The sequence below is a fragment of the Geodermatophilus sp. FMUSA9-8 genome, assembly GCF_037034165.1.
GTDB classification, from domain to species: domain Bacteria; phylum Actinomycetota; class Actinomycetes; order Mycobacteriales; family Geodermatophilaceae; genus Geodermatophilus; species Geodermatophilus nigrescens.
This window is the reverse complement of the sequence record NZ_JBAGKE010000001.1, coordinates 184,238-199,264: the sequence shown is the minus strand read 5'-3', so window position 1 is coordinate 199,264 and position 15,027 is coordinate 184,238. Positions and strand designations below refer to the sequence as shown.

At 76.9% G+C, this 15,027-nt stretch carries 12 protein-coding genes; 9 read left to right on the top strand and 3 right to left on the bottom strand.

Annotated elements, in window-relative coordinates:
• Positions 1-3: 3 nt before the first annotated feature.
• The 3 genes from WA616_RS00935 (at position 4) to WA616_RS00925 (ending at position 4,764) form a co-directional block, all read left to right on the top strand.
• A complete protein-coding gene (locus WA616_RS00935; RefSeq protein ID WP_336026465.1) occupies positions 4-891 on the top strand; it encodes a diacylglycerol kinase family protein in 888 nt (295 codons plus the stop codon).
• Positions 892-1,106: 215 nt separating this feature from the next.
• A complete protein-coding gene (locus WA616_RS00930; RefSeq protein WP_336026463.1) occupies positions 1,107-3,953 on the top strand; it encodes a DEAD/DEAH box helicase in 2,847 nt (948 codons plus the stop codon).
• A gap of 118 nt (positions 3,954-4,071) precedes the next feature.
• Positions 4,072-4,764 (top strand): DUF4333 domain-containing protein, encoded by a 693-nt coding sequence (locus WA616_RS00925; protein ID WP_336026461.1) that lies wholly within the window; start codon positions 4,072-4,074, stop codon positions 4,762-4,764.
• A gap of 24 nt (positions 4,765-4,788) precedes the next feature.
• Here WA616_RS00925 and WA616_RS00920 read toward each other — a convergent pair whose 3' ends face one another.
• Entirely contained in the window at positions 4,789-5,706 is a 918-nt protein-coding gene (locus tag WA616_RS00920) for a 5'-3' exonuclease (protein ID WP_336027560.1), read from the bottom strand.
• Between the two features lie 76 nt (positions 5,707-5,782).
• On the opposite strand from WA616_RS00920, the gene WA616_RS00915 reads away from it, so the two are divergent.
• From WA616_RS00915 to WA616_RS00905, 3 genes are all read left to right on the top strand, one after another.
• Positions 5,783-6,922: a M24 family metallopeptidase gene (locus tag WA616_RS00915; RefSeq protein WP_336026459.1), complete on the top strand. Its 1,140-nt coding sequence runs from the start codon at positions 5,783-5,785 to the stop codon at positions 6,920-6,922.
• The gene (locus WA616_RS00910; protein WP_073419827.1) at positions 6,897-7,376 is read left to right on the top strand and encodes an Lrp/AsnC family transcriptional regulator; all 480 of its coding nucleotides are present in this window, start codon (positions 6,897-6,899) and stop codon (positions 7,374-7,376) included. Before WA616_RS00915 ends, WA616_RS00910 begins: the two co-directional genes overlap by 26 nt.
• A 153-nt stretch (positions 7,377-7,529) precedes the next feature.
• Positions 7,530-9,716, top strand: a complete 2,187-nt coding sequence (locus WA616_RS00905) for an intein-containing Rv2578c family radical SAM protein (RefSeq protein ID WP_336026456.1) — start codon at positions 7,530-7,532, stop codon at positions 9,714-9,716.
• Between the two features lie 13 nt (positions 9,717-9,729).
• Here WA616_RS00905 and WA616_RS00900 read toward each other — a convergent pair whose 3' ends face one another.
• Complete coding sequence (locus WA616_RS00900; protein ID WP_336026455.1) at positions 9,730-10,590, bottom strand: hypothetical protein; 861 nt, start codon at positions 10,588-10,590, stop codon at positions 9,730-9,732.
• 134 nt (positions 10,591-10,724) lie between these two features.
• Here WA616_RS00900 and WA616_RS00895 point away from each other — a divergent pair, with 134 nt between their 5' ends.
• Complete coding sequence (locus tag WA616_RS00895) at positions 10,725-11,858, top strand: carboxylate-amine ligase (RefSeq protein ID WP_336026452.1); 1,134 nt, start codon at positions 10,725-10,727, stop codon at positions 11,856-11,858.
• Between the two features lie 41 nt (positions 11,859-11,899).
• Positions 11,900-12,826 carry a lysophospholipid acyltransferase family protein gene (locus WA616_RS00890; protein ID WP_336026450.1) on the top strand — a complete coding sequence of 309 codons (927 nt, stop codon included), beginning with the start codon at positions 11,900-11,902 and terminating at the stop codon, positions 12,824-12,826.
• A gap of 4 nt (positions 12,827-12,830) precedes the next feature.
• Here WA616_RS00890 and WA616_RS00885 read toward each other — a convergent pair whose 3' ends face one another.
• Complete coding sequence (locus WA616_RS00885; RefSeq protein WP_336026449.1) at positions 12,831-13,358, bottom strand: GNAT family N-acetyltransferase; 528 nt, start codon at positions 13,356-13,358, stop codon at positions 12,831-12,833.
• 100 nt (positions 13,359-13,458) lie between these two features.
• Here WA616_RS00885 and WA616_RS00880 point away from each other — a divergent pair, with 100 nt between their 5' ends.
• The gene (locus WA616_RS00880; RefSeq protein ID WP_336026447.1) at positions 13,459-14,916 is read left to right on the top strand and encodes an amidohydrolase; all 1,458 of its coding nucleotides are present in this window, start codon (positions 13,459-13,461) and stop codon (positions 14,914-14,916) included.
• The last annotated feature ends 111 nt before the right edge of the window (positions 14,917-15,027 follow it).

The following is a 15,027-nucleotide window of genomic DNA, read 5'->3' as shown; positions in this document are numbered from 1 at the left end:
GGGGTGGACGTCGCCGTCCTGGTCAGCGCCGCCGCCGGCCGCGGGCGGGCCCGCACCGCCGCGGCCGCCGTCCTCGACGCGCTGCGCGCCGGCGGGCTGACCCCGCAGGTGCTCGCCGCTCCGACCCGGGCGGACGCCGAGCGGGCCGCGGCGCGCGCCGTCGCCGCCGGCACCGGAGCCGTGGTGGCCGTCGGCGGGGACGGCGCCGCGCACGCCGGGCTGCAGGCCGTCGCGGGCACCGGCACCCCGCTGGCCGTCGTCCCGGCGGGCACCGGCAACGACCTGGCCCTCGCCCTCGGCGTGCCGCCCGAGCCGGTCGCCGCCGCCACCGCGGCCGCCGCCGACCTGCGGGAGGGGGCGCTGCGCCCGGTCGACGCCGGCCGCACCGCCGGGCGCTGGTGGGCGACCGTGCTGTGCTGCGGCTTCGACTCCGCCGTCACCGACCGGGCCAACCGGCTGCGCTGGCCCCGCGGGCCGCGCCGCTACGACGTCGCCATCCTCGCCGAGCTCGCCCGGCTGCGGCCCCGCGAGGTGGTGCTCACCCTCGATGGCGAGGCGCGGACGCTGCCGGTCACGCTGGTCGCCGTCGGCAACACGCCCTGGTACGGCGGGGGCATGCGGGTCTGCCCGGCCGCCGACCCCGCCGACGGCCTGCTCGACGTCACCGTTGTCGGGCCGGTGACCCGCCGCGAGCTGGTGCGCACCCGGCCGCGGCTGACCGAGGGCACCCACGTGGCGCACCCGGCCGTGACGGTGCACCGCGCCGCCCGGGTGGAGCTCGCCGGCGCCGAACTCACCACCTACGCCGACGGCGAGCCGGTGGCGGCGCTGCCGGTGGTCGCCGAGGCGGTGCCGGGCGCGCTGCGCGTGGTGGGCTCGGCCCGCACCTGAGAGCGCCGGGATCAGGGGACCTGATCGTGGCGCGTCCTCCCTCACGGTGGGCGGGAAGGGAGGAGGCGCTGCGGGAAGGCAGGACGGCCGCATGCCGCTCCTCCGACCGTTATCCCCAACTTGTCATCGCCACGGCCTGGTGGCCACCCGCCGCGGAGGAGGAGCACCGACGCGCCGATCTGAGCCCCGCCGCGCGAGCGCCTAACGTGGATCGCATGTCCAGTCCCGCCGAGCGGTACGCGGCTGCCCGGCGGCGCAGCGCGCACCCGACCCTCGCCGACTTCACCGCCGAACTCGGCTTCTCCCTGGATCCCTTCCAGGTCGAGGCGTGCGAGGCGCTCGACGAGGGCTCCGGCGTGCTGGTGTGCGCGCCCACCGGCGCCGGCAAGACCGTCGTCGGCGAGTTCGCGGTGCACAAGGCGCTGGCCGAGGGCCGCAAGGCCTTCTACACGACGCCGATCAAGGCGCTGTCGAACCAGAAGTACAACGACCTCGTCGACCGCTACGGCGAGGACCGGGTCGGCCTGCTCACCGGCGACAACGCCATCAACGGCGACGCGCCGGTGGTCGTGATGACCACCGAGGTGCTGCGCAACATGCTCTACGCCGAGTCCCCGGCCATCGCCGGCCTCGGCTACGTCGTCATGGACGAGGTGCACTACCTGGCCGACCGGTTCCGCGGCGCGGTCTGGGAGGAGGTGATCATCCACCTCCCGCCGTCGGTGACCCTGGTGTCGCTGTCGGCGACGGTGAGCAATGCCGAGGAGTTCGGCGACTGGCTGGTCACCGTCCGCGGGCACACGAGGGTCGTCGTCAGCGAGGTGCGCCCGATCCCGCTGTGGCAGCACATGCTCGTCGGCAGCCGGGTGTTCGACCTGTTCAGCCTGCGCCCGGCCGCGCACGCCGCCGAGCAGGGCGAGACGCCCCGCACGCTGTCCACCCGCGACCGCGGCGCCAGCGTCGTCGACCCCGAGCTGGTGCGCTACGTCCGCGAGCACGAGCGGCGCCTGGACAGCTGGGGCGGCGGCAACGGCGGCTCGCGCCGCGAGCGGGACTGGCACAAGCCGCGGTACCGCCCGCCGGCCCGGCCCGAGGTGGTCGAGCGGCTCGACCGCGCCGGGCTGCTGCCGGCGATCACGTTCATCTTCAGCCGCAACGGCTGCGACGCCGCCGTCGCCCAGTGCCTGCAGTCGGGCCTGCGGCTCACCGACGAGGCCGAGCGCGCGGAGATCGCCCGCATCGTCGACGAGCGCACCGGCAGCCTGCCGGACGAGGACCTGCACGTCCTCGGCTTCTGGGAGTGGCGCGAGGGCCTTCTCGCCGGCATCGCCGCCCACCACGCCGGGCTCGTGCCGGCGTTCAAGGAGACCGTCGAGGAGTGCTTCGTCCGCGGCCTGGTGAAGGCGGTGTTCGCCACCGAGACCCTGGCCCTGGGCATCAACATGCCCGCCCGCACCGTGGTGCTCGAGCGGCTGGTCAAGTGGAACGGCGAGGCGCACGTCGACGTGACGCCGGGGGAGTACACCCAGCTCACCGGCCGCGCCGGCCGCCGCGGGATCGACGTCGAGGGGCACGCCGTCGTCGTCTGGGCCCCCGGGGTGGACCCGGCCGTGGTCGCCGGGCTGGCCAGCACCCGCACCTACCCGCTGCGCTCGAGCTTCCGGCCCAGCTACAACATGGCCGTCAACCTCGTCGGCTCCTTCGGCCGGGCCCGCGCCCGTGAGCTGCTCGCCTCCTCCTTCGCCCAGTTCCAGGCCGACCGGTCGGTCGTGGGGCTGGCCCGGCAGGCGGCCCGCTCCGAGCGGGACGCCGAGCAGTTCGCCGCGGAGATGAGCACCGAGGGCGGCGACGTGCTCGCCTACGCCCGGCTGCGCCGCGAGATCGCCGACCGCGAGAAGGAGCTCTCCCGCGACTCGGCGGCCAAGCGCCGGATCGAGGCCGCCGACGCGCTCGGCGCACTGCGGCCCGGCGACGTCATCCGGGTGCCCTCCGGGCGGCGCCAGGGCCTCGCCGTCGTCCTCGACCCCGGCGTCACCGACCTCGCCGACCCGCGGCCGCTGGTGCTCACCGAGGACAAGTGGGCCGGCCGGCTGGCCAGCATCGACTTCCCGACGCCGGTCACCGCGCTGGCGCGGGTGCGGGTGCCCAAGAACTTCAACCACCGCAGTCCGCACGCCCGCCGCGACCTCGCCGCGACGCTGCGCACCGCCCGGCTGGAGAACGACCTGGGCGCCCGGCGCACGAAGCAGCGCTCCGCCGCCGCCGACGACCCGGTGCTGCACGACCTGCGCCGCGCGGTGCGCAACCACCCGGTGCACGGCCTGCCCGACCGGGAGGAGCGGGTGCGCTTCGCCGAGCGGTACCTGCGCGCGGTCGCCGACGCCGAGGCCACCCACCGCAAGATGGCCGAGCGCACGGGCTCGCTCACCCGCCAGTTCGACCGCACCTGCGACGTCCTCGAGGAGCTGGGTTACCTGGTGCCGGAGGTCGTGCCGCTGGTGCCGGCCGACACCGAGGAGCCCACGCCCGTCGACGACGTCCCGCGGGTCACCGACGAGGGACGCCGGCTGGCGCGGATCTGGTCGGAGGGCGACCTGCTCATCGCCGAGTGCCTGCGCGCCGGCGCCTGGCGCGGGCTCACCCCGCCCGAGCTCGCCGCGGTGGTGTCCACGCTGGTGTTCGAGGCGCGGCGGGAGACCCCCGGACAGCCGGCGGTCCCGGCCGGGCAGGTGGCCGCGGCGATCGGCGAGATGCGCCGGATCCGCGCCCGCCTGCAGGACGTCGAGCTCGACCGCGGCATCCCCGCCACCCGCGACCTGGACCTCGGCTTCGCGTGGGCGGCCTACCGGTGGGCCGACGGGCAGACCCTCGACCGGGTGCTCGCCGGCGCCGAGCAGGCCGGCACGGAGCTCTCCGGCGGCGACTTCGTCCGCTGGGCGCGGCAGCTCCTCGACGTCCTGGACCAGCTGGCCAAGGTCGCCGACGAGGCGGTGGCCGGGGTGGCCCGGGCGGCGGTGGGCCGCATCCGCCGCGGCGTGGTGGCCGTCGCGGTCAGCGGGTGACCCGGGCGGGGCGCGCGCACGGCGCGCGCGGGCCGCGACCGGGCCGGGGTGGTGCACAATCGCCCCGCTCCCGTGACGCACGGTCAGGGGAACGGCGCGCGATCGACCAGGAGCGACGATGACCAACCCACCGCAGGGTGGCCAGCCGGGGCAGTACGGGCAGCCGGGGCAGTACGGCGGCCAGCAGCCCGGTCAGCCGGGCCAGTACGGGCAGCCCGGCCAGTACGGCCAGCCGGGTGGGCAGTACGGCCAGCCGGGCCAGTACGGCGGCCAGCAGCCCGGGCAGCCGGGCCAGTACGGGCAGCCGGGGCAGTACGGCGGCCAGCCGCAGGGGCAGCCGGGCCAGTACGGCCAGCCCGGGCAGTACGGCCAGCCGGGGCAGTACGGCGGTCAGCAGTACGGGCAGCAGCAGCCCTACGGTCAGCAGTACGGCCAGCAGGGCCAGTACGGGCAGCCGGGGCCCTACGGTCAGCCCGGCGGGTTCGGCCAGCCGCCGGCGAAGAAGTCCCGTACCGGGCTCGTCATCGGCCTGGTGGCGCTCGCCGTCGTCGTCATCGCCGCGGCGATCGTCCTGCCGCTGGTCCTGGGCAAGGACGTCCTCGACGCCGGCCGCGCCGAGCGCGACATCGCCGAGCAGTTCACCGAGACCTTCGGCGTCGGCATCGAGGTCACCTGCGACCAGGAGATGGTCGTGGAGAACGGCGCCACCTACGAGTGCAGCGGCGTCACCGAGGACGACGAGGACGTGACGCTGCAGGTCGCGATCACCGACGCCGACTCCGCCGCCTACACCTGGGACGTCACGTCCTGACCGGCTGAGGGCCGGCCGGCGTCCTCAGTCGAGGACGTCGGCCGGCCAGCCCAGCGCCGCGCCCAGCCGGCCCAGCGACGAGCGCAGCCCGTGCGCGTCGGCCAGCGACGCCAGCGCCGCCGGGTCGGCGGGCCGGGAGGGCAGGGTCCCCTCGACGGCGGGCATGTCGATGTCCCGGGCCACCGCCACCACCACGGGCGCCGCGTCGAGGTAGTCCGCGCCCGCGGCCAGCCGCTTGAGCACCGCCGCCGTCAGCGGCGCCTTCGCCACCACCGTGCGGGCCGCGGCCGCGCGGATGCCGGCCAGGTCGCCGAACTCCGTCACCAGCGCCGCCGCCGTCTTCGCGCCGACCCCGGCCACCCCGGGCAGCCCGTCGCTCGGGTCGCCGCGCAGCACCGCGAAGTCGGCGTAGGCCCGCCCCGGGATGCCGTACCTCGCCGTCACCGCCGCCTCGTCGACCACCTCGATGTCGGCGATGCCCCGGGCGGTGTAGAGGACCCGCACGCCGCGGGCGTCGTCGACGAGCTGGAACAGGTCGCGGTCGCCGGTGACCACGTCGACCGGGCCGCGGGCGCGGGTGGCCAGCGTGCCGATCACGTCGTCGGCCTCGTAGCCCGGCGCCCCGACCCGGGCGATGCCGGCCGCGGCCAGCACGTCGACCAGCACAGGCACCTGCGGGCCGAGCTCGTCGGGCGTCTCCTCCCCGCCCTCGGGGGACAGCCGGTGCGCCTTGTACGACGGCAGCGCCGCCACGCGGAACGCCGGCCGCCAGTCGTCGTCCCAGCAGGCCACCAGCCGGCTGGGGGAGTGCGCGGTCAGCAGCCGGGCGGTCATGTCGAGGAACCCGCGGACGGCGTTGACCGGCCGCCCGTCGGGTGCGGTCACGCTGGTCGGGACGCCGTAGAACGCGCGGAAGTAGAGGCTCGCGGCGTCGAGCAGCATCGTCGTCACGGCCGGGACGGTAACGGTCCGGGAAACCCCGACCGGTCCTGCCGGTGCCCGGGGTTAGTGTCCGGACGTGGGAGACAGCACGGGGGCCCTCGTCAGCATCGACCGCGTGCACGCCGCGCGCGCCGTCGCGGAGGAGCTCGGCATCGACGCCGTGGTGCTCACCCCCGGGTCGGACCTGCGCTACCTGTGCGGCTACGCCGCGCACGCCATGGAGCGGCTGACCGCCCTGGTCGTGCCCCGCGCCGGGGAGCCGCTGCTGGTCGTGCCGCGCCTGGAGGCGCCCATGGTCGACGCGTCGCCGGCCGGCGCGCTGGGCCTGGAGGTGCACGCCTGGGACGAGACCGACGACCCGTTCGCCGTCGTCGCCCGGGAGGTCACCGCCCGGCTGGGGACGGCGCCCACCCGGGTCGCCGTCGGCGCCCGCACCTGGGCCGAGCACGCCCTCGGGGTGCACCGGGCGCTGCCCGGGTCGGCGCTGGAGCTCGCGACGCCGGTGCTCGACCGGCTGCGCATGGTCAAGACGCCGGCCGAGGTGGAGGAGCTCGCCCTCGCCGGCGCCGCCATCGACCGGGTGCACGCGCGGATGGGGGAGTGGCTGCGGGTGGGCCGCACCGAGGCCGCCGTCGGCGCCGACATCGCCGCGGCGATCCTCGCCGACGGCCACGTGGGCGTCGACTTCACCATCGTCGGCTCGGGCCCCAACGGCGCGAGCCCGCACCACGAGCTCTCCGATCGCGTGGTGCAGGCCGGCGACGTCGTCGTCGTCGACATCGGCGGGGAGACACCCACCGGCTACCGGTCGGACTGCACCCGCACCTACGTCGTCGGCGGCGAGCCCGACGCGGAGACCGCCGGCTGGTACGCCGTGCTGCAGGACGCGCAGGAGGCCGCCGTGGCCGCCGTCCGCCCCGGCGTGACCGCCGAGCAGGTCGACGCCGTCGCCCGCGACCGGATCGCCGCGGCCGGCTGGGGCGAGCACTTCATCCACCGCACCGGGCACGGCATCGGCCTGGACACCCACGAGGCGCCCTACATCGTCGCCGGCAACGACCTGCCGCTGGAGGCCGGCATGGCGTTCTCCGTGGAGCCCGGCATCTACCTCGCCGGGCGCGCGGGCGCGCGCATCGAGGACATCGTGGTCTGCACCGACGAGGGCGTCCGCGTCCTGAACAACGGTCCCCGTGGGCTCGTCGTCCTCCCCGGCTGAGGCGGGCGGGGAGCCGGCCCCCGACGTCGACCGCCGGCTGCTCGCCGCCCTCGCCCGCGACGGGCGCGCCAGCTACACCGAGCTGGCCGAGCGGGTGGGCCTGTCGGTGTCCGCGGTGCACCAGCGCGTGCGCCGCCTGGAGCAGCGCGGGCTGATCACCGGCTACCGCGCCACCGTCGACGCGCGGCTGCTCGGGCGGGGGCTGACGGCGTTCGTGGCGATCACCCCGCTGGACCAGGCGCAGGCCGACGACGCCCCGGGGAAGCTGGTGCACCTCGACGCGATCGAGGCCTGCTACTCGGTGGCGGGGGTGGAGAGCTACCTGCTCAAGGTGCGGGTGGCCTCGCCGGAGGCGCTGGAGCAGCTGCTGCGCGACATCCGCACGACGGCGAACGTCAGCACCCGCACCACCGTCGTGCTGTCCACCTTCTACGAGGACCGCCCGCCCGTCTGAGCTCCCCGTGTCGACCCTGGAGTCCGCTGCCCTCCGTTCGACCGTTATCCCCAACTTTCCGCTGCTCACACCGATTCGAGGGAAAACGCCCCTGCCCGGGGGAGGGGCGCGCCGACTGGACACCTGCGTCGAACGTGTGTTCGCATGGGTCCCGTGCGGTGGGAGGGACAGCGGCTCGACGCCGACGACGGCGGGCTCCTCCCGGGGATGCCGAGCGCCCGGGGCCTGCTGCGCAGCGTGCAGGTGCCGGAGTTCCCGGGTGTGACGCTGCACGAGGTGCTGTCCCGGTCGGCGCTGAACAAGGTGCCCGACGGTTCGCGGATGCCCTTCGGCTACACGATCAACCCGTACCGGGGCTGCCTCCACCAGTGCGTGTACTGCCTGGCCGGCGACACCCTGGTCCTGATGGCCGACGGCAGCCAGCGCCCCATCGCCGATCTCCGGGTGGGGGACCGCATCATCGGCACGGAGCGGCGCGGCACGTACCGCCACTACGTCGAGACCGAGGTCCTCGCGCACTGGAGCACGGTGAAGCCGGCGCACCGCGTCACCCTCGGTGACGGGACCCGGATCGTCGCGAGCGGCGACCACCGCTTCCTGAGCGCGCGGGGCTGGAAGTACGTCACGGGCGCGATGGCCGGGCGGGAGCGGCGGCCGCACCTGACGACCAACGACGAGTTGCTCGGCTTCGGCCGCTCCGGGCCCACTCCTGTCGCCTGTGCCGACTACCGCCGCGGCTACCTCACCGGGATGGTCCGCGGAGACGGTCACCTCGGCGTCTACCGGTATCCGCGGGTGAACGGTGGAGGTGGCGTCCAGCACCGCTTCCGGCTGGCACTGGCCGACGTCGAGGGTCTCGACCGCAGCCAGGCCTACCTGGCCGAGGAGGGCATCCGCACCGACCGGTTCGCCTACTCGGCGGCCACGCCCGAGCGGCGCGCCATGACGGCGATCCGGACGTCCTCGGCGGGCGCCGTCGCCCGCATCACCGCCCTCGTCGCCTGGCCGGAGGCACCGGGCGAGGCCTGGCAACGCGGCTTCCTCGCCGGCATCTTCGACGCCGAGGGCAGCCGGAGCGGCGGCGCCCTCCGGATCGCCAACACCGACGTCGAGATCCTCGGACGGACGCGCTCGGCACTCGCCGTGCTCGGTTTCGACTCGGTGCTCGAGGACCGGGCGCGGCCCAACGGCCTCGCCACCGTGCGGGTTCGTGGCGGACTGCGCGAGCACATGCGCTTCTTCCACCTCGTCGACCCCGCCATCCGCCGCAGGTGCTCGGTGGACGGCGTGGCGGTCAAGAGCGATGCGGATCTGCGGGTCGTCGAGTTGTCCGACCTCGGCGTCGAGATGCCCATGTTCGACATCACCACCGGCACCGGTGACTTCGTCGCCAACGGGGTCATCAGCCACAACTGCTTCGCCCGCAAGACGCACGAGTGGCTGGACCTGGACAGCGGCCGCGACTTCGACACCCAGATCGTCGTCAAGACCAACCTCGTCGAGGTGCTGCGCCGGGAACTGGCGAAGCCCTCGTGGCGGCGCGAACACGTGGCGCTGGGCACCAACACCGACCCCTACCAGCGGGCCGAGGGCCGCTACCGGCTGATGCCCGGGGTCATCCGGGCGCTGGCCGACTCCGGGACGCCGTTCTCGGTGCTCACGAAGGGCACGCTGGCGCGCCGCGACGTCCCGCTGCTGGCCTCCGCCGCGCGGGACGTTCCCGTGGGCTTCGGCGTCTCGCTGGCCATCTGGGACGACGACCTGCACGCGAGCCTCGAGCCGGGCGTCCCCTCGCCACGGGCTCGCCTCGACCTGGTCCGCGCCGTCACCGACGCCGGCCTGCCGTGCGGGGTGTTCCTCGCCCCGGTGCTGCCCGGCCTCACCGACCGGCTGGCCGACCTCGACGCCGCCCTGGAGGCCGTGGCCGCCGCCGGCGCCACCGGGGTGACCGTCGTGCCGCTGCACCTGCGCCCCGGCGCCCGGGAGTGGTTCTCCGCCTGGCTGGCCCGCGAGCACCCCGCCCTCGTCCCGCGCTACCGGCAGCTCTACCGCGGCGGCGCCTACGTGCCCGCGGAGTACCGGGCGTGGCTGGCCGAGCGGGTGGCGCCGCTGCTGCGCCGGCACGGCCTCGACGGGCACTCCGGCGGCCGGGCGCGCGGCGTGCCGGGGGAAGCGCCGTCAGGGGAGGCTGCGTCCGGGGTCCCGGGCGACGACGAGGCGAGCTTCCCGGCCGGCAGCCTGCCCGCCACCCGTCCCGCGGCACCCGCGCCCGCCCGGCGGGGGAGGGGACGCGCGCCCGCCCGCGACGACGCCGTCCCCGGGCAGCTCGCCCTGATCTGAGCCCCGGCGCGGCTCAGCGCCCGGGTGCCGCCGGGGCCGCGGCCTTGTTCGCCCGCGCGGCCCGCTCGGCGCGCACCGCGCCGCGGGCGGCCACCGGCTCGGCGCCGCCGGCGAGCGCCAGGCGGCGGAAGGAGTCGTAGGACAGCGTCTCGTAGACGGCGGCCAGCGCGTCGGCCCGTGCGCGCCCGCCGCCCGTCGTCGTCCCGCGCAGGTGCAGCGCGGTCCGGACGGCGTGCTTGGCGAAGGTCACCTGCAGCGCCTGGCTGGACAGCCGGCCGCCCACCTCGGAGGTGAAACCGGGGCCACGGCGCAGGGCCGGCAGCACCCACGGGCTGCGCTCCAGGGCCGGGAACCGGTTGCGGACGTCCTCCCAGGCGTGCCAGGCCCGCAGCGCCCCGGGCACCGACCACTCGCCGTCCTCGGTGCGCACCAGCAGCCGGCGGGCGGTCGGGTGCACCTGCTCGCGGCGCAGGTCGCGGAAGGTGCCCACCGGGGCCGGCCAGTGCAGGGCGATCGCGCACCAGACGACCGAACGCAGGTGCTCGGGCTGCTCGCCGCGGACCTCGCAGAGCGGCCGCAGGTCGAGCGTGCGCGGGTCGGGCTCCGGCGTCGGCGGGGTGGGCAGCGGGACGCCGCCGTAGCGGGCCACCTTGCTGTACAGCGTCACGGTCGCCGGCTTCCACCCGCGCGCCGCGGCCACGTCGTCCATGCCGCCGGTGGCAAGCTCCTCGGGTCCCAGTCCCAGCTCCAGCGCGGCGTCCACCAGGCGCCGCCACTGGACGGCGTAGCCCTCGGGCGGCACCAGCCGCTGCCAGGCGCGGGCCGCCGGGACCGACGGCATCTCCGGGAGCGGTCCCTGCCAGGTGCGGCTCACGACGACCACCCTACTCCGTTATCCCCAACAACATCGGCTTTTTACCAGTAGCCGGGACGGCTGCGGCGGCTCCGGCGCCGGGAACACCGACGTCCCGGGACGCGGAGGCTGCCGGGCGCGGTGAGGATGTCCCGGTGCGCACGGTCGGGGTCGAGGAGGAGCTGCTGGTCGTCGACCCGTCGGGGAGGCCGGTGCCGCGGGGGCCCGAGGCGCTCGCGGTGGCCTCCCGCCGGGGGGAGGGGCAGACGCCGGAGGAGCACGACCGCGACGACGGCCCGGGGGAGCGGCCCGGCCACCTGGTGCCCGAGCTCAAGCAGGAGCAGGTGGAGCTCGGCACCCGGGTGTGCGCCGGCCTGGACGAGGTGACGCGGGAGCTGCGGTTGTGGCGCGGCCGGGCCGACGCGGCGGCGCGCGCGGTGGGCGCCCGGGTGGCGGCGCTGGCGAGCTCCCCGGTCGCCGTCGACCCCGAGCCGACGCCGGGTGAGCGCTACGCCGAGATGGAGGAGCGCTTCGGGCTCATCGCCACCGACCAGCTCACCTGCGGCTGCCACGTGCACGTGTCGGTCGACGGGGACGAGGAGGGTGTCGCCGTCCTCGACCGGATCCGGGTGTGGCTGCCGGTGCTCACGGCGCTCACCGCCAACTCCCCGTTCTGGCTGGGCCGCGACAGCGGCTACGCCAGCTACCGCTCGCAGGCCTGGGACCGGTGGCCGTCCTCGGGTCCCACGGAGCTGTTCGGGGACGCCGCCACCTACGCCCGTGTCGTCGACGACCTGGTGGCCACCCGCACGATCGTCGACGCCGGCCAGGTGTACTTCGCCGCCCGCCTCTCCCGCAGCTGGCCCACGGTGGAGGTCCGGGTCGCCGACGTGGCGCTGCGGGTGGAGGACGCCGTCACGCACGCCGGGCTGGTGCGGGCGCTGGTGGACACCGCCGCGGCCGAGTGGCGGGAGGGCCGGCCGGCCCCGGCGGTGCGCGGCGAGGTGCTGCGGGTGGCGGCCTGGCGGGCCGGCCGATCGGGCACCACCGGCGAGCTGGTCTCCCCGCTCACCGGGCGGCCCGCGCCCGCCGCGGACGTCGTCGCCGCGCTGCTGGCGCACGTCGGGGAGGCCCTCGATGCCTCCGGGGACCGGCGGCGGGTGGAGGAGGGCGTGCGTGCGGTGCTGGAGCGCGGGACCGGCGCCGACCTGCAGCGCCGCGTCCACCGCGAGACCGGGGACCTGGCCGCGGTGGTGCGCGCGGCGGCGGACCTGACCGTCGTCCGCTGACCGCCCAGGGACCGCCCAGGCGCGCCGGTTATCGTCCCGCCATGTACACCGCGAGCTGGCGTGACGTCGTCCGGCGCGACCTGTTCGGTCCCCGGCCGGAGCGCGGCGACGGGCCCTACCGCCTGGTCGTCCGCGTCACCCTGGTGATCTTCCGGCTGCTGCGGCTGCGGTTCGACGTCCGGGGTTCCGAGCACGTGCCCACCTCCGGCGGCGCGGTGATCTGCAGCAACCACGTCAGCTACCTCGACTTCACCTTCCTCGGCCTCGGCGCGCTGCCGCGGCACCGGCTGGTGCGCTTCATGGCCAAGTCGTCGGTGTTCGGCCACTGGTTCGCCGGGCCGTTCATGCGCGCCATGCGGCACATCCCGGTCGACCGCAAGGCCGGGGCCGCGGCCTTCGACGCCGCCGTCCGGGCGCTCCGGGACGGCCAGGTGGTCGGTGTCTTCCCGGAGGCCACGATCAGCCAGAGCTTCACCGTCAAGGAGCTCAAGGCCGGCGCCGCCCGCATGGCCCTGGACGCGCAGGTGCCGATCCTCCCGGCCGCGGTGTGGGGCGGGCACCGCGTGGCCACCAAGAAGCGCCCCGTCGACCTCACCCGCGGCCGCGCGGTCACCGTGCTCTTCGGCGAGCCGGTGGTGCCCCAGCCCGGGGAGACGGCCCCGGCGCTGCTCGCCCGCACCAGGGGTGCCATGGAGGCGCTGCTGGACGAGGCGCAGCGCACCTATCCGCAGCAGCCCGAGGGCCCCGACGACACCTGGTGGGTGCCGGCGCACCTGGGCGGCACCGCGCCCACGCCCCAGGAGGCCGCCGAGCGGGACAGCGCCGACGCCGCCGGCGCCCGGGTGCGGGCCCGCACGTCGCGCCGGGCCCGGCTGCTGGCCCGCCTGCCCGGGCGCCGCCGGCCGCGCGCCGCGGGTTCGCCGGCGCCCGGGCGCCCGTCGCCGGAGCGGCCGGACCGGGCCGCCTGAGCGGCTAGTCGACCACCGGCGGGGCCATGAGCCGGAAGGCCTCGAGCTCGACGTCGTACCAGCGGCGCATCCGGCCCAGCGGCGCCATGCCGAGCCGGCGGCACACCGCCAGCGACGGCTCGTTGCCGGGCCGGACGACGGCGTAGACCTCGGGCAGCCCGGCGCCGAAGGCCCGCTCGACGACGGCGCGCGCGGCCTCGGTGGCGTACCCGTGGCCCCAGCACTCGGGGTGCAGGTGCCAGCCGACCTCCACCTCACCCACGCCGTCGGGCAGCGGCTTGAGCAGCACGGTGCCGGCGACGACGGGCGGGTCGGCGCGCACCTCCACCGCCCAGCACCCGAAGCGCGGGTCGGCGCGGCTGACCTGCGCCCACCGGGCGACCAGCTCCACCGGCCCCACCGACGGGCTGCCGCCGAGCCAGCGGGTCACCTCGGGGCGGCCGTAGATGTCGGTGAGCCGGGCCAGGTCGTCGCGGCGGGTGGTCCAGGCGCGCAGCCGCAGCCGGGGGGTGAGCAGCTCCCCGTCCGCCATCGGTCCTGCCTACCGTCGCGGCCGGTGCCCGGCCACCCGGGAACGGGCGGGCCGGGGGGCCTCGTCATGCTGCACCGTCGGCGACCGCCCCGGCCGCGCGGTGGCCGTCACCGACGGCGCGGTCGCCTGGCTCGGCGACGCCGGCGACGCGCCGCGGGCCGACCGGGTGCTCCCCGGGGACGGCGCGCTGCTGACCCCGGCGTTCGTCGACGCGCACGTGCACGCGACGGCGACCGGCCTGGCGCTCACCGGTCTCGACCTCCACTCGAGGTCGAGCGTCGCGGAGGCGGTCGACGCCGTCGCCGCCGCGCACCGCACCGCCCCGCCCGGGGTGCTGCTCGGCACCGGCTGGGACGAGACCGGCTGGCCGGAGGGCCGGAGGCTGACCCGCGCCGACCTGGACGCCGTCGTCGGCGACCGCCCGGTGTACCTGGCGCGGGTCGACGTCCACTCGGCCACGGTGTCCACCGCGCTGCTCGACCGGGTGCCCGGCGTCCGCGGCCTGCCCGGCTTCTCCGCCGACGGGCAGCTGCGCCTCGACGCCCACCACGCCGCCCGGCAGGCCGCCTACGGCGCGGTGGCCGCCCCGCAGCGGGCGGCGGCGCAGGCCGCCACCCTGGACGCGGCCGCCCGCCTGGGCATCGGCACGGTGCACGAGATGGCCGGGCCGGAGGTGTCGGGTGCCGAGGACCTGCGCGCCCTGCTCGCGCTGGCCGCCGGGCGGCCCGGCCCGCGGGTGCTCGGCTACTGGGGGGAGCTGGCCGAGCGCGGGGGGCTGGACCTGGTGCGGGAGCTGGGGCTGGCCGGGGCCGGCGGGGACCTGTTCTGCGACGGCGCCCTCGGCTCGCACACCGCCGCGCTGTCGGCGCCCTATCTCGACCGGCCCGACACCGCCGGGGCGCTGCGCTTCGAGACCGCGCAGCTGGTCGACCACGTGCGCGCCTGCACCGCCGCCGGGATCCAGGCCGGGTTCCACGTCATCGGCGACGCCGCCGTCGACCAGGTGCTCGACGCCGTCGGCGTGGTCGTCGGCGAGCTCGGCGTCGCCGCCGTGCGGGCGTGCCGGCACCGCCTGGAGCACGTGGAGATGACCGGGCCGGAGGCGGTCGAGCGGATGCGCGCCTGGGGGATGGTGGCCAGCGTGCAGCCGGCCTTCGACGCCGCCTGGGGCGGGGACGCCGGGATGTACGCCGAGCGGCTGGGCGTCGAGCGGGCCCTGGGCGCCAACCCGTTCGCCGACCTCGCCGACGCCGGGGTGGCCCTGGCGCTGGGCAGCGACGCCCCGGTGACGCCGATGGACCCGTGGGGCGGGGTGCACGCCGCCGTCGACCACCACGAGCGCGCCTCGGGGCTGCGCCCCTTCGACGCCTTCGACGCGGCCACCCACGGCGGCTGGCACGCCGTCCGGGCCGAGCACCCGGCCGGCCCGCTGGCACCGGGCGCGCCGGCCGACCTCGCGCTGTGGGCCACCGCGGACACCCTCTCGGCCGTGCTGGCCGGCCGCGCCCGGCCCGGCTGCTCCGGCCTGGTGGTGGCCGGGCGGGTGCTGCCGCTGTAACGGGCCGACGCCCGCACGGGTACCGCCGCCGCACCGGCGGGGGACACCACGGGCGGGGCGGCCGGTCCCGCCCGCGGGGGTGGGAGACTGTCCGGCGGGCCACGTCGTGGC